Source organism: Pseudomonas sp. KBS0710 (assembly GCF_005938045.2).
In the GTDB taxonomy this organism is placed as follows: domain Bacteria; phylum Pseudomonadota; class Gammaproteobacteria; order Pseudomonadales; family Pseudomonadaceae; genus Aquipseudomonas.
Map to the genome: position 1 here is coordinate 5,034,171 of NZ_VCCF02000001.1, position 24,791 is coordinate 5,058,961.

Consider the following 24,791-nt stretch of genomic DNA (forward strand, 5'->3'; position numbering starts at 1 on the left):
TTTCAGGCGGCCAAGGTGTGGCGCTTACCAAACAGCGCAACACTTGCCACGCCCACCGCGCCCATCACCACGCAATAACCCACGCAAATCCACGGGCTGGTGGGCATCAACGCGATCAACAACAGTGGCGTCGTACTCGCCCACAGTGCGTAAGCAATGTTGTAGGTAAACGAAATCCCCGACACCCGCACCTGCACCGGAAACAGGCCGACCATCACCGACGGCACCGCGCCCACCACGCCGCAACTCAAGCCCGCCACGGCATACGCCGCGCCCAGCCACACGCCGCCGCTGATCAGGCTGGCGTACAGCACCGCAATACCCACCGGCAGCAACAGGCTGTAGACCAGCACTGCGCGCCAGGCGCCGATGCGGTCCACCAGCAAACCGGCGAGCACGCAGCCGATATTCAGGAAGACGATGCCCAACGCGCTTAGGGCGAAGGTGTGGCTGGGGCTCATGCCGAAGGTTTTTTGCATCATGGTTGGCGTGATAACTACCAACACCACGACTGCCGAGGTCAGGACACAAGTGAGGATCATCGCCGGCAGCAACACCGCGCGATGGTCGCGCAACACAGTGCGCAATGGCATTTCGGCGGCGGCCTGGCGACGGGCCTGCATTTCGAGGAACACCGGGGTTTCGCTGAGCCAGCGGCGCAGCCACACGCCGATCACTCCGAACACGCCGCCGAGCAGGAACGGGAAGCGCCAGGCGTAGTCAAGGATCTCGGCAGGGGTGAAGATTTGCGCCAGCAAGGTCGCGGTGAGTGCGCCGAGCAGGTAGCCGAAGGTCAGCCCAGCTTGCAGGAAGCCCAGGGCATAGCCTCGGTGGTGACGCGGTGCGTGTTCGGCGACGAAGGTCCAGGCGCTGGGCACTTCGCCGCCCACTGCCGCGCCTTGCAGCACGCGCAGGGCCAGCAGGATCAGCGGGGCGAAATAACCGATTTGCGCGTAGGTGGGCATGATCCCGATCAGCAGGCACGGCAAGGCCATCATCAGGATGCTCAGGCTGAACACGCGCTTGCGCCCCAGATGGTCAGCGAAGTGCGCCATCAGGATGCCGCCCAGCGGGCGCGCCAGGTAGCCGGTGACGAAGATGCCGAAACTTTGCAGCAGACGCAGCCATTCGGGCATTTGCGGCGGGAAGAACAATTGGCTGAGGGTCAGCGCAAAGAACACAAAGATAATGAAGTCGTAGATTTCCAGGGCGCCGCCCAAGGCGGCCAGGCCCAGGGTTTTGTAGTCGGAGCGGGAAAAACGCTGCGCCTGTGTGGAAAAGGTGGCAGTCATGTAAAGGCTCGGCAGACAAACAAAATGGCGTGCAGGTTATGAGCTGCGCCCAGTGATGGCAATCGCGGCAGATATATTTGTTTTCCTCATGGATCGATGAAGATAACTGCATTCCCATATCAATGCCCGTAGCGGAACATGCCGTAAAACTGCCAACACCCATAATAAATACAAGAGGAAAGACTCGTGGCCGATGCTATCGAAGAAAGCCGCTATGCCCGATTTGCCCTGCGCTGTTCCAACTTTGCCGAACGCTGGTTTCCGGATTCCTGGGTGTTTGCTGCCCTGGCGGTAATCATTGTTGCCGTGGCGACCCTGGGCATGGGCGGCGCGCCGACTGAAGCCGCCAAGGCCTTTGGCGACGGGTTCTGGAGCCTGATCCCGTTCACCATGCAGATGGCCTTTGTGGTGATCGGCGGGTATGTGGTGGCCAGTTCGCCGCCCGCCGTAAAGCTGATCGACCGCCTGGCACGCATCCCCAAGAATGGCCGCTCGGCGGTGGCATGGGTGGCGTTGATTTCCATGGTCGCCTCTTTGCTCAACTGGGGCTTGTCCCTGGTGTTCGGTGGCTTATTGGTACGCGCACTGGCTCGTCGCACGGATTTGCGCATGGATTACCGCGCTGCCGGTGCTGCCGCCTATTTAGGCCTGGGCGCGGTGTGGGCATTGGGGCTGTCGTCTTCAGCGGCGCAGTTGCAGGCCAACCCGGCCAGTCTGCCGCCGTCAATCCTGTCGATCACCGGGATGATCCCGTTCACCGAGACCATCTTCTTGTGGCAATCGGGCGTGCTGTTGCTGGCACTGATCGTGGTGTCGCTGATCATCGCCTATGCCACTGCGCCCGGCCCCAATAGTGCGCGTGATGCGAAGGCCTGTGGTGTCGACCCAGCCTTCAATATGCCTAAACCACAACCGCCGACGCGTCCGGGCGAATGGCTGGAACACAGCCCGCTGCTGACCATCTTGCTGGCCTTGCTGGCGGCTGGCTGGTTGTTCCATGAGTTTTCGACCAAGCCTGCGATCAGCGCGATTTCGGGGCTCAACACCTATAACTTCCTGTTCATCATGGTCGGCGCGCTGCTGCACTGGCGCCCGCGCAGCTTCCTCGATGCGGTGGCGCGTGCCGTGCCGACCACCACGGGCGTGCTGATCCAGTTTCCGTTATATGGCTCGATTGCCGCGTTGATGACCGTGGTGAAAGGCGGTGACGGCCAGACCCTGGCGCACCATATCTCGTTGTTCTTCACCTCCATCGCCTCCCACGACACCTATGCGCTGTTGATGGGCGTGTACTCGGCGGTGCTGGGCTTCTTTATTCCGTCGGGCGGTGGCAAGTGGATTATTGAAGCGCCTTACGTGATGCAAGTGGCCAATGACCTGCAATACCACCTGGGCTGGGCGGTGCAGATCTATAACGCAGCTGAGGCGCTGCCGAACTTGATCAACCCGTTTTATATGCTGCCGCTGCTGGGCGTACTGGGGCTGAAGGCGCGGGATCTGATCGGGTTTTCGTTTGTGCAGTTGCTGGTGCACACGCCGCTGGTGTTGTTTCTGTTGTGGGCGCTGGGGACGACGTTGAAGTATTTGCCGCCAGTGATGCCTTAGACGATCGAGACTGCACCTGTTTCAACAGGTGCAGTCAGACAGGAACCGCAGGAAGGCGATTCAATAGATCAGGCAATGCGTTCTGGATCGTGTCCCAAACAACATCGAGGTTGATATCGAAGTAACCGTGGGCAATCCGGTTGCGCATCCCGCGCATGCTACGCAAAGGGATCTGCAGATGACTCGCAGTGAAGTCTGGGTAATGATCCATGATTTTCGTTGATGCCTCACCAACGATGATCAGACTCATGACAACAGCTTGCTGTGTACGCTTGTCTTCAAGAAACTCTTCTTTGTTCAAGCCTTCAACAAATGTGATTGCGTCAGTCGTGGCTTGCCTTATGTGATCCAGGTAGTCCCCGAGGCGGCTCGCTGTCATACCGGGCGAGCCTCAGCCAACACTTTTGCGCGAAACTTCACAGGTAAATCGCCAGGCGTCAGAAGGTCCACATTGACCCCGAGCAGATCCTCCAGCTCGACCTGCAACCCACCAAGATCAAAAAGCGTGGTTCCCGGCGGAGCATCGACCAACAAATCAAGGTCGCTGCCTTCTAGATCGGTGCCTAGTAACACAGACCCAAATACCCTTGGATTTGAGATACGGAAACGCCCCACCACCTCTCTGACAGCAGCCCGTTTTAGATCAAGAGCGATTGAAGGTTTCACGGCTCACCTCAGTGGCATCCATTATTGAAGCAGTCTAGCAGCGCTGGGCGTGTGTATACATGCCCGAGTCCTCGCATCGACCTCGTCATTGCGTCACATTGCATTGCTAACTCTCTGGCCAGATGTATCGGGTTTTCCCACTCATTGCAGTGACAGCCTCTGACTTCTCTCACCCGCGCCTTTGATTAACCTGCCTTGGCTTACCACTCACAACACGCCAAGGAAAATCCGATGACGCCGCTGTCCAAATCACTGGAAGAGTTGATCAATGATATCTACAAGGACGACCGCGTGTCGTTCGTCGAGTACAAGGCTCTGCGAGACGATGCCGATCGGCGTATGGCTGCCGTCGTCAACGAGTTTGGCCTGCACAATAACGTCACAGCCTTCCAAAAAGTGATGGACGTGGCCATGCAGCTTTTGCAAACCACGGTCATCGATGCAAAAAAAGCCGAGCTGACCGACACGGGCGAGGCCATCGTCAAGGATGCGCTGACGGCTCAGGTGGAGTACTTGCGCGCGGGTAGCCAGTTGGCACTGCACTTGTTGTAATCGCCCTTAGCGTTCAAACCGCTGTCTTCGTTCCGTCACATTGCATTGCTACCGTCCTGCGAAATATCTTGCAACAATCAGCCAGCAGGAACGCCCAGCAATGAGTGACGAGCACGAAGACCGCCCTTCTCCCGATTCCGTAACCCAACCGCCCGTGGACACCAGCCGTCGGCGTTTCCTCGGGGGCGCGGCGGTGCTGGGGGTTGGCGCGACCTTGAGTGCTTGCGGCAATACCAGCGAGCCTGCGGGCAAGCCAGAGGCGCGACCGCTGACGCCGCAGGAGCTGGACAAGGCCTTGCACGAACAGGTGAAGACGGTGGTGGTGATTTACGCCGAGAACCGCAGCTTCAACAACCTGTTTGCAGACTTCCCTGGCGTGGAGAAACCACTGTCGGCGCTCTGCGCTGCCGACGTGCAGCAACGGGACCGTGATGGCAGCCTGCTCACCACCCTGCCACCGGCCTGGGGCGGCGTCTTGCAAGTCGGCCCGCAAAGCGTGGATGGGGTGACTTACCCCAGCGAAGTGCAATTCCAGGAAAACCTGCCCAACGCGCCATTCGCGCTTAAAGGCCCGAATGCCGAGGACTTGCCGCTGAGCCTGGTCACCCGCGACTTGTGGCATGTGTTCTACCAGAACCAGATGCAGATCAATGGCGGCAAGAACGACAACTTTGTGGCCTGGGCCGACTCCGGCGGCCTGGTGATGGGTTACTACGCGCAGAGCCGCTATTCCCTGCGTCTGTGGGACGTGGCCAAAGAGTTTGTGCTGTGCGACAACTTCTTCCAGGGTGCTTTCGGTGGCTCATTCCTCAACCACCAGTACCTGATCAGCGCCACCGCGCCGTTTTATCCGAATGCAGCGCTTTCGGTGGCCAAGGCGCAGATCGCCACGCTGCAAAGCGATGACCCCACCGACCCGCGCCTCAAGCCGCTGGACAAGTCGCCAGCCAGCGCCATGACCGGCCCGCCGCAGTTCGGCCCCAGTGCCTTGACGCCGGACGGCTACGGCGTGAACACCCTGGCGCCACCGTACTGGCCGACCTGGATTCGCGACCCGGAAAATCCGGACTATTCCAAACCCGACCTGCCCAACGTGCTGGTACCGCAAACCCACGAGCATATCGGCGACAAACTGTCGAAAAAGAATGTCGATTGGGCCTGGTATGCCGGTGCCTGGCAGGCGACCCTGGACCAGTTCAAGGACTCGGGCGGTATCCCGAAAATTCCGAACTTCCAGTATCACCACCAGCCGTTCAACTATTTCAAGCAACAAGGCCCGGAAAACCGCACCGAGCGCGACAAACGCCTGCGTGACGGCGGTTTGGGCGACGACTCGGGCACCAACAAGTTCTTCGCCGATGCCCAGGCCGGCAAGCTGCCCGCCGTGACGTTTTACAAGCCCCAGGGCAACCTGAACATGCACGCGGGCTACGCCGATGTGGCCTCGGGCGACCGCCATATCGCCCGCGCCTTGAAAGTGCTGCAAGAAAGCCCGCAATGGAAAAACATGGTGGTGGTCGTCACTGTCGATGAAAACGGCGGCTGGTGGGACCACGTTGCACCGCCCAAGGGCGACCGCTGGGGCCCGGGCACACGGATTCCGGCATTGGTGGTGTCACCGTTTGCACGCAAAGGCACGGTGGACCATACGGTTTACGACACCGCGTCGATCCTGCGTTTGATCACCCGCGTGTTCCAGCTGGAGACACTGGACGGCCTCAAGCAGCGCGACGACGCGATGATCGCGCGCGGCCAGAAGCCCATGGGCGATTTGAGCAACGCCTTGCAGTTCAACCGGTAGGTTTTCTTATCCAATAGCGACATGCCTGGCGATTTAGCACGCGGTTTTCCTGGTCAACCGCTACTGTGTGCAAGTGGGCTTTCACCCCGCGCAGACGGGCTTTCGCTGACAAGGAACCAACTATGTTTAAACCGACCAGGCTGTCCTTCACCCTGGCCGCACTGCTGGCCAGTGCGGTCGTACAGGCCGACATCGAAGTACCACTGGGCAGCACGCAACGCGTCACCCAACTGTTCGCTTTCCCCAATAACTGCAATGTGATCTGCTTTCGGCCATGGACGCTGGAGCAAACCGCCGAGCACTATTTGAACCAGAGCTTGCAGCGCGACGGGTACAGCCGTGCCAAGGTCAGTGTAAAAACCCACGACGGCCAGGTTTCAGCCACTTTCAGCGGCGTGCCCGAGCACTACGGCCAACCCCTGACCACGTTGCTCAACACCGCCGACCTGGCCTATCAAGGCGCCAGCAAACTCAACAGCGAAGGCAAGTGGGCCTACAACTGGTACTTGTTCCTGCCGCTGGGCATGGCCCTGGAAAACCGCAAGAGCATCGAACTGCTGCACTTCCCGCCGGATTACTCGCTGACCCAGGCCCAGGATTACCTCGAGTCGGCCACCACTGATCGCTGGGCCACTTTGCTCACGGATAATGGCATCCCGGCCACGGAAACACCGGCCTACCAGACCATCATCGATATTGCGCCGATCGCCGCGCCGTCCAATGCGGGCAAGGACCTGGAAAACGTCTACAGCTACTTTGCCGACTACCAGACGCGCATGGTCAAGGAGCTGAGCCTACATGCCAACGGCTCATTGCCGATGGTCGCGTTCGGCGCACCGGTGCGTAACTGGATCAAGCAACAGTACGGCCAGACCGTGGCCGTGCTGGGGCTGGCGCAGATCAGCCCGATTGCCGGTAAAACCGTGTCGGTACTGGGCTCCAACCACCCGAGTTACATCTGGTATGCGGCGGATCCGGCCAGCTATGACGGCAATGAACAAAAAGCCGATGAGGCCGGTTTGAAAGTGATGGGGCAAGATTTGAGCGCCGCCTGCTGGCAAGCCGGCATGGGCCAGAAACCTGCCAGTGACCCAAATGTATTGCTCAAGGCGTGCATGAACACTTGGCAAGTCACACGCAAGGAGCAGACCTGTGAGCTGTTCTACACCTCGGTGCGCAACCTGACCCCGGAGCAAGCCAACGCCAAATGCGCCACCCCGCCCATCAAGGCACAGTTGAAACAGCTGAAAGACGCCGCCCCACTCCCCGCTGTTACAGCCCCAGCGCTGTAAATCGTACAAAATATAACCGATTTCTACTGTCAGATCTGACAGTAGAAATCGGCTACAACTTCAGCGAGTCTTGAACGGCACCCATCCGCTGCAAGACTGGAAATCGGACCCCATCGCAGGTCGATGCAGCCTAGGCCAGGAGAGTTATGAAAACTCAAGCCATGGATAAGGCTAAAACCGCTGTGAGTAGCTGCCTTTACCCCTTCAAGACGGTGCTCGTTGAACAGGGCTACCCCTCGACCCGGCACTTCCAGATCGTACGCGATGCAAATGGAATGGGGGCCGCACTCAAAGCACGCATCGCCTTTGACAGCCGCGTGCGCATTGCCAGAGTGTCCGGCTACGCCTTGAGCGAGCGACGTGCGCACACCTTGCAGCTCTCGTCACGCATTCACCTGTATGACCCGTGGTTCACCCGTCTGATGTTGCACTCGTGCAATCCGAACGTGTTTTTCGATGCCACGTACCTGGAGGTCTGGACCGTGCAACCTATTGCGGCCGGCACCTTGCTGACCATGGATTACGCCACCACCGAGGATGCGCTGTTCCGGCAGTTCGCCTGCCGATGCGGCGAGCTGAACTGCCGGGGCTGGATCACCGGCGCCAAGGAGCCATTGAACGCCGAAGGCCAGGCGTTCATGACCCAATGGCGCCTGCGCAAACGGCCTTAGGCTTCGCCCAGTGGGCGCAGGCGATATTGCGGCGGCAGTTGCTCGAAGCCACTGATGGTGGTGTTCAAGCTCTTCCAGCGGCCGTCCTTGATACCGTAGATGCAGCCGTGGATCGACAGGCTCTGCCCACGGTGCCAGGCGTTTTGCACAATGCTGGTATGGCCGACGTTGGCGACTTGCTGAATCACGTTCAACTCGCACATGCGGTCCACCCGCTCCTCTTCTGTGGGTAGTTGGGCCAGCACCTCGCGGTTTTCGTAATAAAGGTCGCGAATAGTGCGCAGCCAACCGTCGATCAGGCCGAACTGGCGGTCCTGCATCGACGCACGCACGCCGCCGCAGCCGTAGTGCCCGGTGACGAGGATGTGTTTGACCTTAAGCACGTCCACCGCGTACTGGATCACCGACAGGCAATTGAGGTCGGTGTGCAGCACCACGTTGGCCACGTTGCGGTGTACAAACAGGTCGCCGGGCAGCATGCCGACGATTTCGTTGGCCGGTACACGGGCGTCGGAGCAGCCGATCCACAGGTACTCCGGGGTTTGCTGGCGGGCGAGCTTGGCGAAGAATTCGGGATCTTCCTGTTTGATCGCATCCGCCCAGCGTTCGTTGTTATCAAGCAGGTCTTGTAGTTCGTTCATCAGGGAAAGCCTCAGGAATGATGCGCAGCTTTGTGACAGACAACCGCTCGTCCGGGTCACGCCCAGGCGCAATTAGCTTGAATCTTTAGGGAGCCGTGCCTGTCCACACACTATAAGCCCCACAGTATGAGGATTGGCCATGACTGAATCACGACGTCCCTACGGTGCTACACAGCCCGAACCGATTGATGACAATGAAGACCGCATGGGCGAGATGCGCGAGCTGGACTTTGACGAGCAAGAGCCGACGGCGGAAATCGGCGATGAACTGCCGCGCCGTGAGCGCGAACACCTGATGCCCGACGAACGAGTACGCGAAGCCGGCATGACCGGGGCCTCGACCGATGATCATGAGTCCACGGATGATGACATGAGCCCGGAAACGCTGATCCATGAAGATGGCGCGCGGGACGCCCATGAAGCCGGTGAGGATAATCCGGCGGATTATGACTTGAGCATTGTGGATGAAGATGAGATTGGCGGCGGGAATGGGTTGGATGAGGCCGAATTGGCGGATATTGACCCGATAGACGGTAACCGCTGACACCACACCGTTCAAAATGTGGGAGCGGGCTTGCTCGCTCCCACAGGGGTTCAGCGTTCAGTCAACTAAGGTACAAGCCATCACGACTGCATCTTCGCGCCCGCCTACGGCTGGGTAGTAATCACGCCGACGGCCGATTTCATTGAAACCGTAGCGCTCATACAGCCGGAATGCGCCGGTATTGCTGTCACGCACTTCCAGGAAGCACTCACGCGCACTGGCGGCGTAAGCGCGGGACATCAGGTGCTCCAGCAGCGCCAAACCCAGGCCACGGCCCTGGTTTTCCGGTTTGACGGTGATATTCAACAAGTGCGCTTCATCGAGGATGATCTGCACCACACCGTGGCCCACCTGCTGCTCACCTTCGAACATCAGCCAGATCTGGTACTTGCCCAGCCCATCGAGAAAAATCCCACGGGTCCAGGGATGGCTGAACGCCGCGTATTCAATCTTGAGTACTGCATCGAGGTCCGCCTCGGTCATCGGGCGAAAGGATAAAGCTTCACTCATCGGTACTTTTCCAGCGCGCCATCAGCCGGCGCATGGCTTGCCAGACATCAGCCTTACGCTGTGGCTCTTCCATTAATAATTCCAGGCCCGGCAAGGCCCATACCGAGCCCAGGCCTTCGACCTGCAGCTCGCGGTACCAGGCTTCGGCATTCGCCTCGCCGGCAAAACGCACGGCGGGCAGGCCGATCAGCCACAGGCATACGCAGGGTTCGTCTTCCAGGCGCGCCGAGACAAAACCCTGGACAAAATCCCGCGCGGCTTCCGGGCCCTGATCCATGTTGCCGCGCACCAGCAGCGGCCAGCGCACGGGGTCGCCGACGATTTGCGGGCTGTCGGGCAGGCCGGCGGCGCGCAGCATGTCTTTTAGCAGCATGTAGGCCGGGTCGCGGGTCTGGAAACGTTCGCCCGTAGGCAGTTCCACCAACAGCAGGCAGCGCCCGGCCCGCAGCAATTGCAGGGCGAAGCGTGGCGGCGGCACTACTGGGGCCTTGACCACCGGCGCTGGCGCTTCGGCCGCCACAGGTTTGGCTACCGGCGATGGACGCGGCACTTCGACCTTGGCACGTTCCACCGCTGGGCGTGGCTCGGGCACAGGCTTGGCCACCGCCACCGGCGCAGCGGCTTCCTCGCCCGACACCTCGAATGCCTCATAGGGCTCAAGCGCCTGCAGCAGCTCGGGCCGCGACGGAGCGGCAAACGGCAGTTCGGTGCGGGGCAGCCAGTTGACCACCTGCATGGCGGTCAAGTAAGCGCGACGTCGGGACTCGATAAGCACAGCTCGGCCACTTGTGGATAACTAAAGAGCGGGGATTCTACCGCTGTTCGGTAACAATCGCCCACTGCGCACTGACCGGCTGTGGATAAATCCCGCGCCTGATGCAGTACAATCGCGACTTTTATTCGCCAACCAGCCGGCCATTCCGATGATCGAACCCAAGCGCGTCTTGCGCGCCCTCGCCGAACACTGGGCCTTGCTTGAGCCACTGTGCGAACACTTCGACCAAGGCACCTTGAGCCTGGGCGAGCTGCGCGCACAACTGGCGGCCCAACAACTGGACAGCACGCCACAGGACATCACCAGCCTGCTGGACGTGTGGATTCGCCTGGATATCCTGGTGCCTGTCGCCAAAAGCCCGAACCGTTTCGAGCTCAACGCACAGATCCACGACTTCCTCGCCTATCTTCGCAAGGAGCACCGGCTTGGCCTGTGCCTGGAAATCGAAGCCTACCTGCGCCACCTCGAGCGCCTGGCAGGTTATATCCAGGACGCCTTCGACATCCGTGATGGCCACGACCTGGCCCGTCAACTGCGCTTGCTGGATATGCGCGTGCGGGACGTGCTGAAAAAACTCGCCAACGACGAACAGGCCCTGGCGGCCGTGGCCGACCGCGCCAAGACCAGCGATCGGCAGATCCCGTTGCGCCAGCGTTACGCCGAGGTACTGGCGACTTGGGACGAATACGTCGAACCGATGATCCAACTGGTGAACGCCGACGGCGCCTTCGAGCAAGGCGTGCGCAAGGTCGAGAATGTGCTACTGCGCATGCTCACCGAGCAGCAACGCCTCGGCCACCTGGTCGACGACGACATGCTGCTGCGCACCCACGCGCGCATCCTCGAAATGCAAACCAGCGCCCAGCTGACCTTGCGCCATGCCCGCGAATTGCTGCTGCCGCTGCGCGAAGAAGCGCGCCGCCACAACGCCGTGACCCGTGGCGCGGCGCTGGCCTTGTCGGCCATTCGCCGTAAAGGCCTGGACGCGGTGCCGCAGGCCGCAATGCCGATGTTTACCCGCCCGCAAAGCACCTTCCTGGGCAGTGCCAGCCAGGTCGAAGCGTACGTGTATGCCCTGGCCAATTTCGAGCCGAAACCGGCGCGTTTCCCCAAGGCGCACAAATCCCACAAAGGCGAAGCCCAACGTGCGCCGCGCACGGTCAAGGAAATGCTCGAGCGCTGCGAAGACGCGTTGCCGATGCCGGACCTGATGACCTGGCTGCTGGAGCAGGAACCGGACGGCGCCACCGACGAATTGCTGTACTGGTTCTCACGGCTCTCGCGTGAAAAACGCTTCAAGCGCGAACGCCTGGAACGCCGCGACTACCACACACACGAGCACCAGGTCAGCCTGCGCTCATTCGCCCTGCTCCCGGCTGGCACCGATGCCACCGAGAATTCTGCGAGCACGCCTTATGCATCTTGATCTATCCGAACTGTCCCAGCTGGCGCCGATCTTTCGCGAGCTGTTCAAGGGTTACCACGTCAGCCGCCGCGACCCGGAGCTGTACGCACAACTGTCGAACTTCCAGGACCAGTACCGCACGCTGTTCAAGGCCCTGGGCTTTGAGCTGGTGTGTGACACACGCGGTTTCTATTACTTTGTGCCGGACACTGCCGTGGCTGCGGCGCAGGTCAACAAGACCGCGCAACGTTTGGCGCTGTTCACCTTCATCATCGTCGAGCACCTGGCCGACCAGGGCCGCGACCCGATCGCCGTGCTCGATGGCGGCAGCCTGGGCCGCGATGAGTTGCCGTCGTTGCTGGAAAAATACCGCGACCTGTTTATCCAGGCCGAAGTGCAGACCCAGGAAGAACTCGAAGAAAAAATCATGCGCCGCATGACCCAACTGGGTTTTGCCAGCGAAGACAACGGCATCTATCGCTTCCTGCCGCCAATGCACCGCTTCCTTGATGTGTGCCTGTCGGTGCAGCAGGACCGTGACCTGGCCGCCAGCGTACACAGCGTGTTGCCGCTGCCGGCGCCGGTGATCATCGATGAAGACAGCGACGAGAAGTTGCTGAAAACCGATGACCCGCTGGACCTCAGTGACTTCGAAGAAGAAAGCGAAGAAGACGCCATGGCGCGCGCCATTGCCGAAGAACAGGAGACCGACGCATGAGTAAGGAACGCTACGGCATCCGCCGCTTCGCCCTATTGAACACCGCCGGTTACAGCCTGGGCTTGTTCCCGCTGGAAGAACCGCTGTCGGTGTACGGCGCGAACAACCTGGGTAAATCTGCGTCGATCAACGCGCTGCAGTTCCCGATCCTGGCGCGCATGTCGGACATGAGTTTCGGCAAGTACACCCTGGAACAATCGCGGCGCTTCTACTTTGCCACGGACACCAGCTACATCCTCGTGGAAGTCTCGCTGCCCCACGGCCCGCACGTGATCGGCGTGGTCGGGCGCGGCCCGGGCGGTGGTTTTGGCCACCAGTTCTTTGCCTATGCCGGCAAGCTGGATTTGGCCCACTACCAGAAGAACGACACCTGCCTGCGTCAGAAAGAGCTGTTCACCAACCTTGAGCGCGAAGGCCTGAAAGCCTATGAACTCAAACCGGATGAACTGCGGCGTTTGCTGGTCGGTGGCCACACGTCAATCCCGCTGGACCTGACCCTGATTCCGCTGCGCTCCACCAGCGAACAGAGCCTGAAGACTTTCCGCGCGCTGTTTATCAACCTGCTGCACATGCGCGAAATCACCGCGGCCAAGCTCAAGCAATTGTTCCTGGATGCCTTCGAACACAGCCTGCGTTCCGGCAGCGTGGACTACATCGCGGCGTGCGAAGAAGCCTTCCGTGATGTAAGGCGCATGGAACAGGACTACAACTCGCTGGTGGCGGCCGGGCCGTTGGTTGAGGCACTCGCCAATGGCGTGCGCTTGCGCGATGTACTGCGCGGCAAATTGCATCGCCTGTCGCCCTTGCTGGATTCGTTGCTGGGCACCTGGTCGGACTACGCCAGTGCGCGCAAGGAAGAGCTGACCATCCAGGCCGAGCACTACCGTAACGAGCAGGACGCGCTGCAAAACGATCAGCGCGGTGGCACCCAGGAGCTGATGCGCCTGGAGCGCGAGATCAGTGGCATCCAGCGTTGGTTGGGCGAGCTGTCGGTGCTCAAGCATCGCTTTGCGCTGGTCGATGACGTCAAGGTGCTGGAGCAGCAACTGCTGGCGGCCAAGGATGCCCACGATGAATTGGCGGGCGCCCTGGCGCAATCCCGACAGTTCAGCGCTGAGGATCTGGATGAGCGCTTGCGTGACCTGGAAAAACGTTTGAAGTCGGTCAAGCAGCAACTCGACCACGCCGACAACAACAGTTACGCCAAACTGCGTGAAGAATTCTCACAGCAGGATGTCGAGCGTCTGATGCGCCTGTTCAACAGTTCGTTGTTCAGTTTGCCCCTGGGCGAGCATGGCATCACGCTGGATGAGGATGGCCAGTGGGTTAAATCCCTGGAGCAGATCCTTGATGGCTTCAAGGGTGAGAAATTTGAAGTGCCGGGGCTGTCCATCGACATCTCCCATATCGAACCACCGGCATTGCAGGCGCTGGCCGATCGAGCGGCATTGCGCGATCAGAAAGAACGCCTGGAAAAAGAACTCAAGCAGCTCAAGACCCAGCAGGCTGTAGCCTCTGACCGTGCGGCGAGCAAGACCCAGACCGAAGCGCTGTACCAGCAAGTGCTGGATGCGCAGAAGGCGCTGGAAGACTTCCGTCGCGCACAAACCCTGAGCGCGGAAGAAGGCGAGAAGCTCGAAAACCTGGCGCAGATGGAAGCCGCTCAAGACGAGTTGAAGCGCTCCAGTGATGCCTTCACCGAGCGTGTCCAGCAGTTGTCGGCCAAGCTGCAACTGGTCGGCCGTCAGATCGGCGATATGGAAGCCAAGCAACGCACGCTGGATGACGCGTTGCGCCGTCGTCAGCTGTTGCCGGCCGACCTGCCGTTCGGCACGCCGTTCATGGATCCGGTCGACGACTCCATGGACAACCTGTTGCCATTGCTCAATGACTATCAGGACAGTTGGCAAGGTTTGCTGCGCGCTGATGGCCAGATTGAGGCGCTGTATGCACAGGTGCGCCTCAAGGGCGTGGCCAAGTTCGACAGCGAGGATGACGTGGAGCGTCGTCTGCAATTGCTGATCAACGCCTATGCGCACCGCACCGATGAAGCCCTGACCCTCGGCAAGGCGCGCCGTGCGGCGGTTACCGATATTGCGCGGACCTTGCGCAATATCCGCAGTGACTACGACAGCCTTGAGCATCAGTTGGCCTTGTTCAACCGCGAGATCAACAAGCGTCAGGTATCGAACCTGCAAAGCTTCCGCATCGTGCTGGCGCCGAACAAGGAAGCCCTCAAGCATATCGACCAGATCATCCACAGTGCCGGTCAGTATGAAGAAGGCGAAACCCTCTCGGTGTTCGACCTGAGCCAGAGCGCCGAGCAGGACAACAAGAACGAAGAGGCCAAGGAATACCTGGCCCGTCTTGTGGCCGCCAACCATAACCAGTTGGGCCTCAAGGACTTGTTCGAGCTGGCGTTCGAAATCACCAAGGTGCATGGCCAGCCGGTGATCCACACCGACATCGATGGCGCGGCGTCCAACGGCACCACCATGACCATCAAGGCGCTGACCAACATGTATTTGTTGCTGCACTTGATGGACCGTGACCAGGCCGGGCGCGTGCGTTTGCCGTACTACCTCGATGAGGCGGCGGACATCGACGAGAAGAACCAGGCGGCGTTGCTGGAAACCAGTTTGCAGCTCGGCTTTGTGCCGATCCTGGCCAGTGTGAAGCCGCAGGTGTCCGCCCAGGTGGCGATCGACCTCGAAGGTGGCAGCGGGCCGAATGGTATCTACATTGATGAGGCGGACTGGAAGTATATCCGTCGTCATGATGTGGTGAAGGCGACGGTGAATGTGCAGGCGGATGAGCCGGAGTTGGATGAGGTTTAAGCCACTGCGCTGAAATGTAAAAGGCCGCGATCTGTATGGATCGCGGCTTTTTTATGGGCTGGGGTTTTGCAGTGATGTTGAGGGCCTCATCGCGGGCAAGCCCGGCTCCCACAGGAGATATGCATTCCAATGTGGGAGCTGGGCTTGCCCGCGATGGCCGCGCCTCGGTCTATTTGCCTAATGGAATCTTAGGCGCCCAGGTCAGCCACTCATCCTCAAACTTGTCAAACAACGGGAACGTCTGCTGCGGCCGCGCCGCGTTGCCCATGCGCTCGCCATCAGGCGTGGCAAAGGCAATACCACCGGCCACCAACGTCTCCAGGGATTCCGTGCGCACCGTCGCACCCTTGAACAGGCCAAAGTCCAAACCAAACCCACTGGTATTCCAGAAGCGGCTGCCACTGCGCACCAGTGGTGCATATTTAGGTTCGATCAGGATGTGGACCAACACCCGGTCGGCGGTCTGGCCCAGCTCGTAGCCGGTGACTTTGCCTACAGTGACTTCACGGTAAGTGACGGGCACGCCCTCCTTCAGCGAACCACGGCGTGCGGCGCTGAGGACCAGGCTCAAGCCTTCTTCCTGGTGAACAGCCTCTGGCGGTTTGTCCAACGCGACGAAGCTCTTTTGCGGCCCGGCGTTTTTCACGGTGGGCTGCACTTCGATGTATTGGCCGGTGACCAGGGTCTCCAGGTTCGCGGTTTTCATCAGGCCCAGCTCAGGCTTGACCACCCAGAACTGGCTGCCGCTGCGCGCGATGCGATCAGCCACTTGGGTGATCCGGGCGCTGAGCAATACCGATTGCATGTCGGCGCTGAGGTCGACGTTCTCGATTTTGCCCACGTCGAGGCCTTTGAAGCGTATTGGTGTGCCAGGGCGCAGGCCGTCGGCGCGATCAACCTTGATGGTCACCAGGGTGCCGTGCTGGTTGGCCGCTTCGCGATCGGCAAACAGACGGAAACGCGGGATACGCTTTTTAAGCGGTACATTCTGTTCCGGGGTTTCGAAGGCGATACCGCCAGCCATCAGGCTGGCCAGGGATTCACTCTTCACTTGGATGCCGCCGGTGAGGCCGCCGGTCAAGGTGACACCGCTGGCATTCCAGAAACGCGTCGAACCGTTGACCAGGTTTTCGTATTCCTTCTCGATGTGAACACCGATCACCAGTTGCTTGTTCTTGCGCGAGAACTGGTAGCTCTGCACCGAACCGACCTTGACCTGCTTGTAGAGGATCGGGCTGCCGACATCCAGCGAGCCGAGGTTATCGGTGAACAGCACCATGTGCAGGCCGGGGGAGCGCAGATCCAGCGGCGGCGCTTTGGCGCGGGCGACGTACTCACGTTGCGGGGCGCTGCCTTTGTCGCCGGGGCGGATGGCGATGTAGTTACCTTTTACCAACGCCTCCAGACCAGTGATGCCGGCCAGGGAGATGGACGGCTTGACCACCCAGAACTGGGTGTCTTGTACCAGGTAGTCTTCGGCGAGCGGGTCGAGGGTCAGCTCGGCATGGGCGCTGGACAGGTCCGGGTCAATCTTCAGGGTTTTCAGGCTGCCGACCTGAATGCCCTTGTACATGACCGGGGTGCGCCCAGCCTGCAGGCCTTCGAAGTCGGTGAGCTTGACCTTGACTTTGATGCCAGCGGCGGCGGCGTCGAAATCCTCATAAAGACGGAAAGGCAGGCTCGGATCGGTCGGCGGGCTGTCCTTGCGATTTTCAGGGGTGGCGAACGCGATACCGCCGGCGACGATGCTGGACAGCGATTCGCTGCGCACTTTTACACCGGATAGGTTGGCGTCGATGCTGATGCCGCTGGCATTCCAGAAACGCGTGTGTTTGCGCACCAGACTGGCGTAGGTCGGCTCGATATAAACCTTGATCTCGACGGTGCTCTGATCCTCAGACAGCAGGTAGCTTTTGACCTGGCCAACCTGGATCTGCTTATAGAACACCGGACTGCCGCGATTCAGTGAGCCGAGGCGATCAGCTTTAAGGGTCAGGTGCAGGCCAGGCTTGGCGTCAGATAACGGCGGCTCTTCGGAGAGCGCCTTGAATTTGCGCGTGGGCTCGCCATCGCCAGGGCTGGCGGCAATGTAGTTACCCGAGACCAGGGTTTCCAGGCCGGTGATGCCAGCGAGACTGACGCTGGGTTTTACCAGCCAGAAGCGAGTGTTGGTCTTGAGGTATTGCTCAACGTCCTTGTTCATCTCAATGGTGGCGATCACCCCGCGATTACTGCCTTCGTCATCCAGGGCCAAGGCTTTGACCTTGCCGACCGTCATGCCTTTGTAGACCACTTCGGTTTTGTTGACCTGGATGCCCTCGCCGCTTTCAAAGCGCACCTGGATCTCGATGCCCTGTTGGGAATAGGCACGCCATCCCAGCCAGCCGCCGATGATCAGCGCAATCAGGGGAAGCACCCAAATGGCCGACCAATTGGAGGCCGGGCGGGTTTTAGCTTTAGGCAAATCACTCATGGTCGTCGTCCGACTCCGTGTTATCCCAAATCAGTCGGGGATCAAAAGTTACTGCGGCAAGCATCGTCAAGATCACCACACTGGCGAACGCTGCCGCACCGAGATTGGCCTCGACACTGGCAAGTCGCCCAAAGTTAACAACCGCCACCAGGATGGCGATCACGAAGATATCCAGCATGGACCAGCGGCCAATGAATTCGATAAAGCGGTACATGATAATGCGTTGTTGTGCGGACAGCGGTTGATGACGTTGCACCGAAAACAGCAACAAGCCAATGCCCACCAGCTTGAACGTCGGCACCAGAATGCTGGCGATAAATACCACCGCCGCGATGGGGAACATTCCGTGCTGCACCAGCTGAATCACGCCCGCCATGATAGTACTGGGATCGCCCTGACCGAGGGAGTTGATGGTCATGATTGGCAACAGATTGGCCGGGATGTACAGGATAGCTGCCGTGATCAGTAACGCCCAGGTACGCACGAGGCTGTTGGGGCGACGCGCATGGATCAGCGCACCGCAGCGGGTGCACAGCTGCTCATCGGTATGAGCCTCTTGCTTGTTCAGCTCGTGGCATTCGGTACAAATCAGAATGCCTGCATCAATCGCCCGCATGATCATCCTCTCCTGAAAGCGCTTGCCAGATCTGGTGGGGCGACATCACCACCTCCAGCAGTACTTGAACCACTAATAAGCTGACGAAGCAGACAAGCCCCAGGCCAATGGTGATGGAGGCCATGTCCGCGAGCTTGACGATCGCGACCAGCACACCCATCAGGTAAACCTCCAACATCCCCCAATCCTTCAGGTGATGGTAAATACGGTAGAGCAGCAGGCCATAACTGCGGCCGATATTCCAACGGATACTGAGCAGCACAGCCAATTGGCAGAGCAGCTTGAGCAGCGGAATGCCCATACTGCATAAGAACACCACAGCCGCTACACCTTGCATGCCGGTGTCGAACAGCCCCACCACGCCGCTCCATACGGTGTCCTCCGAGGACTGCCCGAGTAGATTGAGCTGCATGATGGGTAAAAAGTTCGCAGGGACGTACAGCAACAGTGCCGCCAGCACCAGGGCCAAGCTTCGCTCAACCACGTTATGGCGGTGTGCGTAGAGCTCGTAACCGCAACGCGGGCATTGGGCTTTTTCACCGAGGGCGAGTACGGGTTTGCGCATCAGCAAGTCGCACTCATGGCATGCCACCAGATCCTCCAGTGGTAACTGCGACACCTCGACGGTATCAACCGGATCGGGCATAGATAGGGCTCGAACTCTAAAAAAGGTTAGGTGCCTATTCTAATGGTCTGATTCAGAAATAACTGTGCAAATTTGTCGGCAGCCTTGGACTGGTTTGGGTTTTCGACCGCCCAAAACAAAACCCCTGATTGCGTTAGCAATCAGGGGTTTCGGAATTTAATCTTGACGATGACCTACTCTCACATGGGGAAACCCCACACTACCATCGGCGATGCATCGTTTCACTACTGAGTTCGGGATGGGATCAGGTGGTTCCAATGCTCTATGGTCGTCAAGAAATTCGGGTACTGAGTCGTAGCCAGTCGGCTTCGCTTCAGCAAATTGGGTATGTGACAGCTTTCGGTGTTTTGTGAGCGTCGAACTTTCGGTTCATCTCGTCTTCACACACCGCAATCTGATGCTCGTTAGAGTAGTCAAATTGCTTGGGTGTTATATGGTCAAGCCTCACGGGCAATTAGTATTGGTTAGCTCAACGCCTCACAGCGCTTACACACCCAACCTATCAACGTCGTAGTCTTCGACGGCCCTTCAGGGAACTCAAGGTTCCAGTGAGATCTCATCTTGAGGCTAGTTTCCCGCTTAGATGCTTTCAGCGGTTATCTATTCCGAACATAGCTACCCGGCAATGCCACTGGCGTGACAACCGGAACACCAGAGGTTCGTCCACTCCGGTCCTCTCGTACTAGGAGCAGCCCCTCTCAAATCTCAAACGTCCACGGCAGATAGGGACCGAACTGTCTCACGACGTTCTAAACCCAGCTCGCGTACCACTTTAAATGGCGAACAGCCATACCCTTGGGACCGGCTTCAGCCCCAGGATGTGATGAGCCGACATCGAGGTGCCAAACACCGCCGTCGATATGAACTCTTGGGCGGTATCAGCCTGTTATCCCCGGAGTACCTTTTATCCGTTGAGCGATGGCCCTTCCATACAGAACCACCGGATCACTAAGACCTACTTTCGTACCTGCTCGACGTGTCTGTCTCGCAGTCAAGCGCGCTTTTGCCTTTATACTCTACGACCGATTTCCGACCGGTCTGAGCGCACCTTCGTACTCCTCCGTTACTCTTTAGGAGGAGACCGCCCCAGTCAAACTACCCACCATACACTGTCCTCGATCCGGATAACGGACCTGAGTTAGAACCTCAAAGTTGCCAGGGTGGTATTTCAAGGTTGGCTCCACGCAGACTGGCGTCCACGCTTCAAAGCCTCCCACCTATCCTACACAAGCAAATTCAAAGTCCAGTGCAAAGCTATAGTAAAGGTTCACGGGGTCTTTCCGTCTAGCCGCGGATACACTGCATCTTCACAGCGATTTCAATTTCACTGAGTCTCGGGTGGAGACAGCGCCGCCATCGTTACGCCATTCGTGCAGGTCGGAACTTACCCGACAAGGAATTTCGCTACCTTAGGACCGTTATAGTTACGGCCGCCGTTTACCGGGGCTTCGATCAAGAGCTTCGCGTTAGCTAACCCCATCAATTAACCTTCCGGCACCGGGCAGGCGTCACACCCTATACGTCCACTTTCGTGTTTGCAGAGTGCTGTGTTTTTAATAAACAGTCGCAGCGGCCTGGTATCTTCGACCGGCATGAGCTTACGGAGCAAGTCCTTCACCCTCACCGGCGCACCTTCTCCCGAAGTTACGGTGCCATTTTGCCTAGTTCCTTCACCCGAGTTCTCTCAAGCGCCTTGGTATTCTCTACCCAACCACCTGTGTCGGTTTGGGGTACGGTTCCTGGTTACCTGAAGCTTAGAAGCTTTTCTTGGAAGCATGGCATCAACCACTTCGTTAACTAAAAGTTAACTCGTCATCAGCTCTCGGCCTTAGAATCCCGGATTTACCTAAGATTCCAGCCTACCACCTTAAACTTGGACAACCAACGCCAAGCTGGCCTAGCCTTCTCCGTCCCTCCATCGCAATAACCAGAAGTACAGGAATATTAACCTGTTTTCCATCGACTACGCTTTTCAGCCTCGCCTTAGGGACCGACTAACCCTGCGTCGATTAACGTTGCGCAGGAAACCTTGGTCTTTCGGCGTGGGTGTTTTTCACACCCATTGTCGTTACTCATGTCAGCATTCGCACTTCTGATACCTCCAGCAAGCTTCTCAACTCACCTTCACAGGCTTACAGAACGCTCCTCTACCGCATCACTTACGTGATACCCGTAGCTTCGGTGTATGGTTTGAGCCCCGTTACATCTTCCGCGCAGGCCGACTCGACTAGTGAGCTATTACGCTTTCTTTAAAGGGTGGCTGCTTCTAAGCCAACCTCCTAGCTGTCTAAGCCTTCCCACATCGTTTCCCACTTAACCATAACTTTGGGACCTTAGCTGACGGTCTGGGTTGTTTCCCTTTTCACGACGGACGTTAGCACCCGCCGTGTGTCTCCCATGCTCGGCACTTGTAGGTATTCGGAGTTTGCATCGGTTTGGTAAGTCGGGATGACCCCCTAGCCGAAACAGTGCTCTACCCCCTACAGTGATACATGAGGCGCTACCTAAATAGCTTTCGAGGAGAACCAGCTATCTCCGAGCTTGATTAGCCTTTCACTCCGATCCACAGGTCATCCGCTAACTTTTCAACGGTAGTCGGTTCGGTCCTCCAGTTAGTGTTACCCAACCTTCAACCTGCCCATGGATAGATCGCCCGGTTTCGGGTCTATTCCCAGCGACTAGACGCCCTATTAAGACTCGCTTTCGCTACGCCTCCCCTATTCGGTTAAGCTCGCCACTGAAAATAAGTCGCTGACCCATTATACAAAAGGTACGCAGTCACCTAACAAAGTAGGCTCCCACTGCTTGTACGCATACGGTTTCAGGATCTATTTCACTCCCCTCTCCGGGGTTCTTTTCGCCTTTCCCTCACGGTACTAGTTCACTATCGGTCAGTCAGTAGTATTTAGCCTTGGAGGATGGTCCCCCCATATTCAGACAAAGTTTCTCGTGCTCCGTCCTACTCGATTTCATGACTAAGAGATTTTCGCGTACAGGGCTATCACCCACTATGGCCGCACTTTCCAGAGCGTTCCGCTAATCTCAAAGCCACTTAAGGGCTAGTCCCCGTTCGCTCGCCACTACTAAGGGAATCTCGGTTGATTTCTTTTCCTCAGGGTACTTAGATGTTTCAGTTCCCCTGGTTCGCCTCTTACGCCTATGTATTCAGCGTAAGATAACCATCTTATGATGGCTGGGTTCCCCCATTCAGACATCTCCGGATCAAAGTCTGTTTGCCGACTCCCCGAAGCTTTTCGCAGGCTACCACGTCTTTCATCGCCTCTGACTGCCAAGGCATCCACCGTATGCGCTTCTTCACTTGACCATATAACCCCAAGCAATCTGGTTATACTGTGAAGACAACATTCGCCGAAAATTCGAATTTCTCAATTAAGAGAACTCACAAATTTTACCTTAGCCTGATCCGTTACCAGTGAAAGTAACGTTCAGTCTATCTTTCTATCACATACCCAAATTTTTAAAGAACGATCTAATCAAAGACTAGAAATCAACATTCATCATCAACCTGATGGAATGCTCATTTCTAAGCTTTCATAACGTAGAAGCAGTAGTGGTGGAGCCAAACGGGATCGAACCGTTGACCTCCTGCGTGCAAGGCAGGCGCTCTCCCAGCTGAGCTATGGCCCCGTATTTCTACAGGCGTTTCCCACACAAAATTGGTGGGTCTGGGCAGATTCGAACTGCCGACCTCACCCTTATCAGGGGTGCGCTCTAACCAACTGAGCTACAGACCCAATTTCGGGCTGTTTCTTATCGTCTTCTTCAATGAATCAAGCAATTCGTGTGGGAACTTATGGAGCAGCTGATGTCGTCGATTAAGGAGGTGATCCAGCCGCAGGTTCCCCTACGGCTACCTTGTTACGACTTCACCCCAGTCATGAATCACACCGTGGTAACCGTCCTCCCGAAGGTTAGACTAGCTACTTCTGGTGCAACCCACTCCCATGGTGTGACGGGCGGTGTGTACAAGGCCCGGGAACGTATTCACCGCGACATTCTGATTCGCGATTACTAGCGATTCCGACTTCACGCAGTCGAGTTGCAGACTGCGATCCGGACTACGATCGGTTTTATGGGATTAGCTCCACCTCGCGGCTTGGCAACCCTCTGTACCGACCATTGTAGCACGTGTGTAGCCCAGGCCGTAAGGGCCATGATGACTTGACGTCATCCCCACCTTCCTCCGGTTTGTCACCGGCAGTCTCCTTAGAGTGCCCACCATTACGTGCTGGTAACTAAGGACAAGGGTTGCGCTCGTTACGGGACTTAACCCAACATCTCACGACACGAGCTGACGACAGCCATGCAGCACCTGTCTCAATGTTCCCGAAGGCACCAATCTATCTCTAGAAAGTTCATTGGATGTCAAGGCCTGGTAAGGTTCTTCGCGTTGCTTCGAATTAAACCACATGCTCCACCGCTTGTGCGGGCCCCCGTCAATTCATTTGAGTTTTAACCTTGCGGCCGTACTCCCCAGGCGGTCAACTTAATGCGTTAGCTGCGCCACTAAAAGCTCAAGGCTTCCAACGGCTAGTTGACATCGTTTACGGCGTGGACTACCAGGGTATCTAATCCTGTTTGCTCCCCACGCTTTCGCACCTCAGTGTCAGTATTAGTCCAGGTGGTCGCCTTCGCCACTGGTGTTCCTTCCTATATCTACGCATTTCACCGCTACACAGGAAATTCCACCACCCTCTACCATACTCTAGTCAGTCAGTTTTGAATGCAGTTCCCAGGTTGAGCCCGGGGATTTCACATCCAACTTAACAAACCACCTACGCGCGCTTTACGCCCAGTAATTCCGATTAACGCTTGCACCCTCTGTATTACCGCGGCTGCTGGCACAGAGTTAGCCGGTGCTTATTCTGTCGGTAACGTCAAAACAGCAAAGTATTAATTTACTGCCCTTCCTCCCAACTTAAAGTGCTTTACAATCCGAAGACCTTCTTCACACACGCGGCATGGCTGGATCAGGCTTTCGCCCATTGTCCAATATTCCCCACTGCTGCCTCCCGTAGGAGTCTGGACCGTGTCTCAGTTCCAGTGTGACTGATCATCCTCTCAGACCAGTTACGGATCGTCGCCTTGGTGAGCCATTACCTCACCAACTAGCTAATCCGACCTAGGCTCATCTGATAGCGCAAGGCCCGAAGGTCCCCTGCTTTCTCCCGTAGGACGTATGCGGTATTAGCGTCCGTTTCCGAACGTTATCCCCCACTACCAGGCAGATTCCTAGGCATTACTCACCCGTCCGCCGCTCTCAAGAGAAGCAAGCTTCTCTCTACCGCTCGACTTGCATGTGTTAGGCCTGCCGCCAGCGTTCAATCTGAGCCATGATCAAACTCTTCAGTTCAAACATCTTTGGGTTTTTAAGAAACCCTAAACTTGGCTCAGCAATCGTTGGTTACATCTTTGATTTCTCGCGGAGTAACTTGTGATGCTGATAATCTTGTTGACTATCAGTCTGACCCCACAAGCACCCACACGAATTGCTTGATTCAGTTGTTAAAGAGCGGTTGGTTAAGATCTTTCGTCTCAACCGAGGCGCGCATTCTACAGCAGCCTCATTTGCTGTCAAGTGATTATTTTCAGAAGTTTTCGAAGAATTCTTCAACAACTTCAACCACTTGCGCTTCAGATCTCTCTGCAGCGGGAGGAGAATTCTACAGCGTTACACGCTACTGTCAACACCTCTTTTTCAACTCCCTTTTGGCTTCGATGAACTG

General features: G+C 57.7%; 18 protein-coding genes, 2 tRNA genes and 3 rRNA genes. 9 read left to right on the forward strand and 14 right to left on the reverse strand.

The window, feature by feature from the left end:
* Nucleotides 1-2: 2 nt before the first annotated feature.
* Entirely contained in the window at nucleotides 3-1,292 is a 1,290-nt protein-coding gene (locus FFI16_RS23130) for an MFS transporter (RefSeq protein ID WP_138816976.1), read from the reverse strand.
* Between the two features lie 186 nt (nucleotides 1,293-1,478).
* Between FFI16_RS23130 and FFI16_RS23135 the strand changes: the two genes are divergently transcribed.
* Nucleotides 1,479-2,897 (forward strand): short-chain fatty acid transporter, encoded by a 1,419-nt coding sequence (locus FFI16_RS23135; protein WP_138816977.1) that lies wholly within the window; start codon nucleotides 1,479-1,481, stop codon nucleotides 2,895-2,897.
* Between the two features lie 34 nt (nucleotides 2,898-2,931).
* On the opposite strand, the gene FFI16_RS23140 is transcribed toward FFI16_RS23135, so the two are convergent.
* Nucleotides 2,932-3,276: a DUF86 domain-containing protein gene (locus tag FFI16_RS23140; protein ID WP_138816978.1), complete on the reverse strand. Its 345-nt coding sequence runs from the start codon at nucleotides 3,274-3,276 to the stop codon at nucleotides 2,932-2,934.
* Nucleotides 3,273-3,563, reverse strand: a complete 291-nt coding sequence (locus FFI16_RS23145) for a nucleotidyltransferase family protein (RefSeq protein WP_138816979.1) — start codon at nucleotides 3,561-3,563, stop codon at nucleotides 3,273-3,275. Before FFI16_RS23145 ends, FFI16_RS23140 begins: the two co-directional genes overlap by 4 nt.
* Before the next feature lie 231 nt (nucleotides 3,564-3,794).
* Between FFI16_RS23145 and FFI16_RS23150 the strand changes: the two genes are divergently transcribed.
* From FFI16_RS23150 to FFI16_RS23165, 4 genes are all read left to right on the forward strand, one after another.
* Nucleotides 3,795-4,115 carry a hypothetical protein gene (locus FFI16_RS23150; protein ID WP_138816980.1) on the forward strand — a complete coding sequence of 107 codons (321 nt, stop codon included), beginning with the start codon at nucleotides 3,795-3,797 and terminating at the stop codon, nucleotides 4,113-4,115.
* A gap of 100 nt (nucleotides 4,116-4,215) precedes the next feature.
* Nucleotides 4,216-5,916 carry an acid phosphatase gene (gene acpA / locus FFI16_RS23155; RefSeq protein ID WP_138816981.1) on the forward strand — a complete coding sequence of 567 codons (1,701 nt, stop codon included), beginning with the start codon at nucleotides 4,216-4,218 and terminating at the stop codon, nucleotides 5,914-5,916.
* Between the two features lie 122 nt (nucleotides 5,917-6,038).
* Nucleotides 6,039-7,208 carry a hypothetical protein gene (locus FFI16_RS23160; RefSeq protein ID WP_138816982.1) on the forward strand — a complete coding sequence of 390 codons (1,170 nt, stop codon included), beginning with the start codon at nucleotides 6,039-6,041 and terminating at the stop codon, nucleotides 7,206-7,208.
* 146 nt (nucleotides 7,209-7,354) lie between these two features.
* Nucleotides 7,355-7,879 carry an SET domain-containing protein-lysine N-methyltransferase gene (locus FFI16_RS23165; RefSeq protein ID WP_138816983.1) on the forward strand — a complete coding sequence of 175 codons (525 nt, stop codon included), beginning with the start codon at nucleotides 7,355-7,357 and terminating at the stop codon, nucleotides 7,877-7,879.
* Here the strand turns inward: FFI16_RS23165 and can are convergent.
* Nucleotides 7,876-8,520 carry a carbonate dehydratase gene (gene can / locus FFI16_RS23170; RefSeq protein WP_017134532.1) on the reverse strand — a complete coding sequence of 215 codons (645 nt, stop codon included), beginning with the start codon at nucleotides 8,518-8,520 and terminating at the stop codon, nucleotides 7,876-7,878. The genes FFI16_RS23165 and can overlap by 4 nt on opposite strands.
* A 139-nt stretch (nucleotides 8,521-8,659) precedes the next feature.
* Between can and FFI16_RS23175 the strand changes: the two genes are divergently transcribed.
* Nucleotides 8,660-9,064, forward strand: a complete 405-nt coding sequence (locus FFI16_RS23175) for a serine kinase/phosphatase (RefSeq protein WP_138816984.1) — start codon at nucleotides 8,660-8,662, stop codon at nucleotides 9,062-9,064.
* A 57-nt stretch (nucleotides 9,065-9,121) separates the two neighbouring features.
* Here the strand turns inward: FFI16_RS23175 and rimI are convergent, their stop codons facing one another.
* Together rimI and FFI16_RS23185 are read right to left on the reverse strand one after the other, a co-directional pair.
* The gene (rimI, locus tag FFI16_RS23180) at nucleotides 9,122-9,574 is read right to left on the reverse strand and encodes a ribosomal protein S18-alanine N-acetyltransferase (protein WP_005784514.1); all 453 of its coding nucleotides are present in this window, start codon (nucleotides 9,572-9,574) and stop codon (nucleotides 9,122-9,124) included.
* Nucleotides 9,567-10,310, reverse strand: coding sequence for an energy transducer TonB (locus FFI16_RS23185; RefSeq protein ID WP_138817452.1), 744 nt, complete (start codon nucleotides 10,308-10,310; stop codon nucleotides 9,567-9,569). Before FFI16_RS23185 ends, rimI begins: the two co-directional genes overlap by 8 nt.
* A gap of 187 nt (nucleotides 10,311-10,497) precedes the next feature.
* Here FFI16_RS23185 and mksB point away from each other — a divergent pair, with 187 nt between their 5' ends.
* From mksB to mksF, 3 genes are read left to right on the forward strand one after another with little or no spacing between them, the layout of a single operon-like run.
* Nucleotides 10,498-11,775: an Mks condensin complex protein MksB gene (gene mksB / locus FFI16_RS23190; RefSeq protein WP_017134535.1), complete on the forward strand. Its 1,278-nt coding sequence runs from the start codon at nucleotides 10,498-10,500 to the stop codon at nucleotides 11,773-11,775.
* Nucleotides 11,765-12,472: an Mks condensin complex protein MksE gene (gene mksE / locus FFI16_RS23195; RefSeq protein ID WP_056859190.1), complete on the forward strand. Its 708-nt coding sequence runs from the start codon at nucleotides 11,765-11,767 to the stop codon at nucleotides 12,470-12,472. The genes mksB and mksE overlap by 11 nt, the downstream gene beginning before the upstream one ends.
* A complete protein-coding gene (mksF, locus tag FFI16_RS23200) occupies nucleotides 12,469-15,309 on the forward strand; it encodes an Mks condensin complex protein MksF (protein ID WP_056859191.1) in 2,841 nt (946 codons plus the stop codon). Before mksE ends, mksF begins: the two co-directional genes overlap by 4 nt.
* A gap of 169 nt (nucleotides 15,310-15,478) precedes the next feature.
* On the opposite strand, the gene FFI16_RS23205 is transcribed toward mksF, so the two are convergent.
* The 8 genes from FFI16_RS23205 to FFI16_RS23240 form a co-directional block, all read right to left on the reverse strand.
* Nucleotides 15,479-17,782, reverse strand: coding sequence for a PqiB family protein (locus tag FFI16_RS23205; protein ID WP_138816985.1), 2,304 nt, complete (start codon nucleotides 17,780-17,782; stop codon nucleotides 15,479-15,481).
* Nucleotides 17,775-18,398, reverse strand: coding sequence for a paraquat-inducible protein A (locus tag FFI16_RS23210; RefSeq protein WP_138816986.1), 624 nt, complete (start codon nucleotides 18,396-18,398; stop codon nucleotides 17,775-17,777). The genes FFI16_RS23205 and FFI16_RS23210 overlap by 8 nt, the downstream gene beginning before the upstream one ends.
* Entirely contained in the window at nucleotides 18,385-19,044 is a 660-nt protein-coding gene (locus tag FFI16_RS23215; protein WP_138816987.1) for a paraquat-inducible protein A, read from the reverse strand. Before FFI16_RS23215 ends, FFI16_RS23210 begins: the two co-directional genes overlap by 14 nt.
* 160 nt (nucleotides 19,045-19,204) lie before the next feature.
* A 5S ribosomal RNA gene (gene rrf, locus FFI16_RS23220) occupies nucleotides 19,205-19,320 on the reverse strand.
* 157 nt (nucleotides 19,321-19,477) lie between these two features.
* Nucleotides 19,478-22,369, reverse strand: a 23S ribosomal RNA gene (locus FFI16_RS23225).
* Nucleotides 22,370-22,616: 247 nt separating this feature from the next.
* A tRNA-Ala gene (locus tag FFI16_RS23230) sits at nucleotides 22,617-22,692 on the reverse strand.
* Nucleotides 22,693-22,722: 30 nt separating this feature from the next.
* Nucleotides 22,723-22,799: transfer RNA gene (locus FFI16_RS23235), tRNA-Ile, on the reverse strand.
* 82 nt (nucleotides 22,800-22,881) lie between these two features.
* Nucleotides 22,882-24,418, reverse strand: a 16S ribosomal RNA gene (locus tag FFI16_RS23240).
* Together the 16S, 23S and 5S rRNA genes with 2 tRNA genes alongside form the textbook arrangement of a ribosomal RNA operon.
* Nucleotides 24,419-24,791: the final 373 nt, after the last annotated feature.

Coding starts and splice junctions, on each gene's coding strand:
- FFI16_RS23165 (WP_138816983.1), top strand. CDS start 7,355: ATGAAAACTCAAGCCATGGATAAGGCTAAAACCGCTGTGAGTAGCTGC.
- mksF (WP_056859191.1), top strand. CDS start 12,469: ATGAGTAAGGAACGCTACGGCATCCGCCGCTTCGCCCTATTGAACACC.
- FFI16_RS23150 (WP_138816980.1), top strand. CDS start 3,795: ATGACGCCGCTGTCCAAATCACTGGAAGAGTTGATCAATGATATCTAC.
- mksB (WP_017134535.1), top strand. CDS start 10,498: ATGATCGAACCCAAGCGCGTCTTGCGCGCCCTCGCCGAACACTGGGCC.
- FFI16_RS23210 (WP_138816986.1), bottom strand. CDS start 18,398: ATGCGGGCGATTGATGCAGGCATTCTGATTTGTACCGAATGCCACGAG.
- FFI16_RS23140 (WP_138816978.1), bottom strand. CDS start 3,276: ATGACAGCGAGCCGCCTCGGGGACTACCTGGATCACATAAGGCAAGCC.
- FFI16_RS23130 (WP_138816976.1), bottom strand. CDS start 1,292: ATGACTGCCACCTTTTCCACACAGGCGCAGCGTTTTTCCCGCTCCGAC.
- acpA (WP_138816981.1), top strand. CDS start 4,216: ATGAGTGACGAGCACGAAGACCGCCCTTCTCCCGATTCCGTAACCCAA.
- FFI16_RS23215 (WP_138816987.1), bottom strand. CDS start 19,044: ATGCCCGATCCGGTTGATACCGTCGAGGTGTCGCAGTTACCACTGGAG.
- can (WP_017134532.1), bottom strand. CDS start 8,520: ATGAACGAACTACAAGACCTGCTTGATAACAACGAACGCTGGGCGGAT.
- FFI16_RS23175 (WP_138816984.1), top strand. CDS start 8,660: ATGACTGAATCACGACGTCCCTACGGTGCTACACAGCCCGAACCGATT.
- FFI16_RS23160 (WP_138816982.1), top strand. CDS start 6,039: ATGTTTAAACCGACCAGGCTGTCCTTCACCCTGGCCGCACTGCTGGCC.
- rimI (WP_005784514.1), bottom strand. CDS start 9,574: ATGAGTGAAGCTTTATCCTTTCGCCCGATGACCGAGGCGGACCTCGAT.
- mksE (WP_056859190.1), top strand. CDS start 11,765: ATGCATCTTGATCTATCCGAACTGTCCCAGCTGGCGCCGATCTTTCGC.
- FFI16_RS23185 (WP_138817452.1), bottom strand. CDS start 10,310: ATGCAGGTGGTCAACTGGCTGCCCCGCACCGAACTGCCGTTTGCCGCT.
- FFI16_RS23205 (WP_138816985.1), bottom strand. CDS start 17,782: ATGAGTGATTTGCCTAAAGCTAAAACCCGCCCGGCCTCCAATTGGTCG.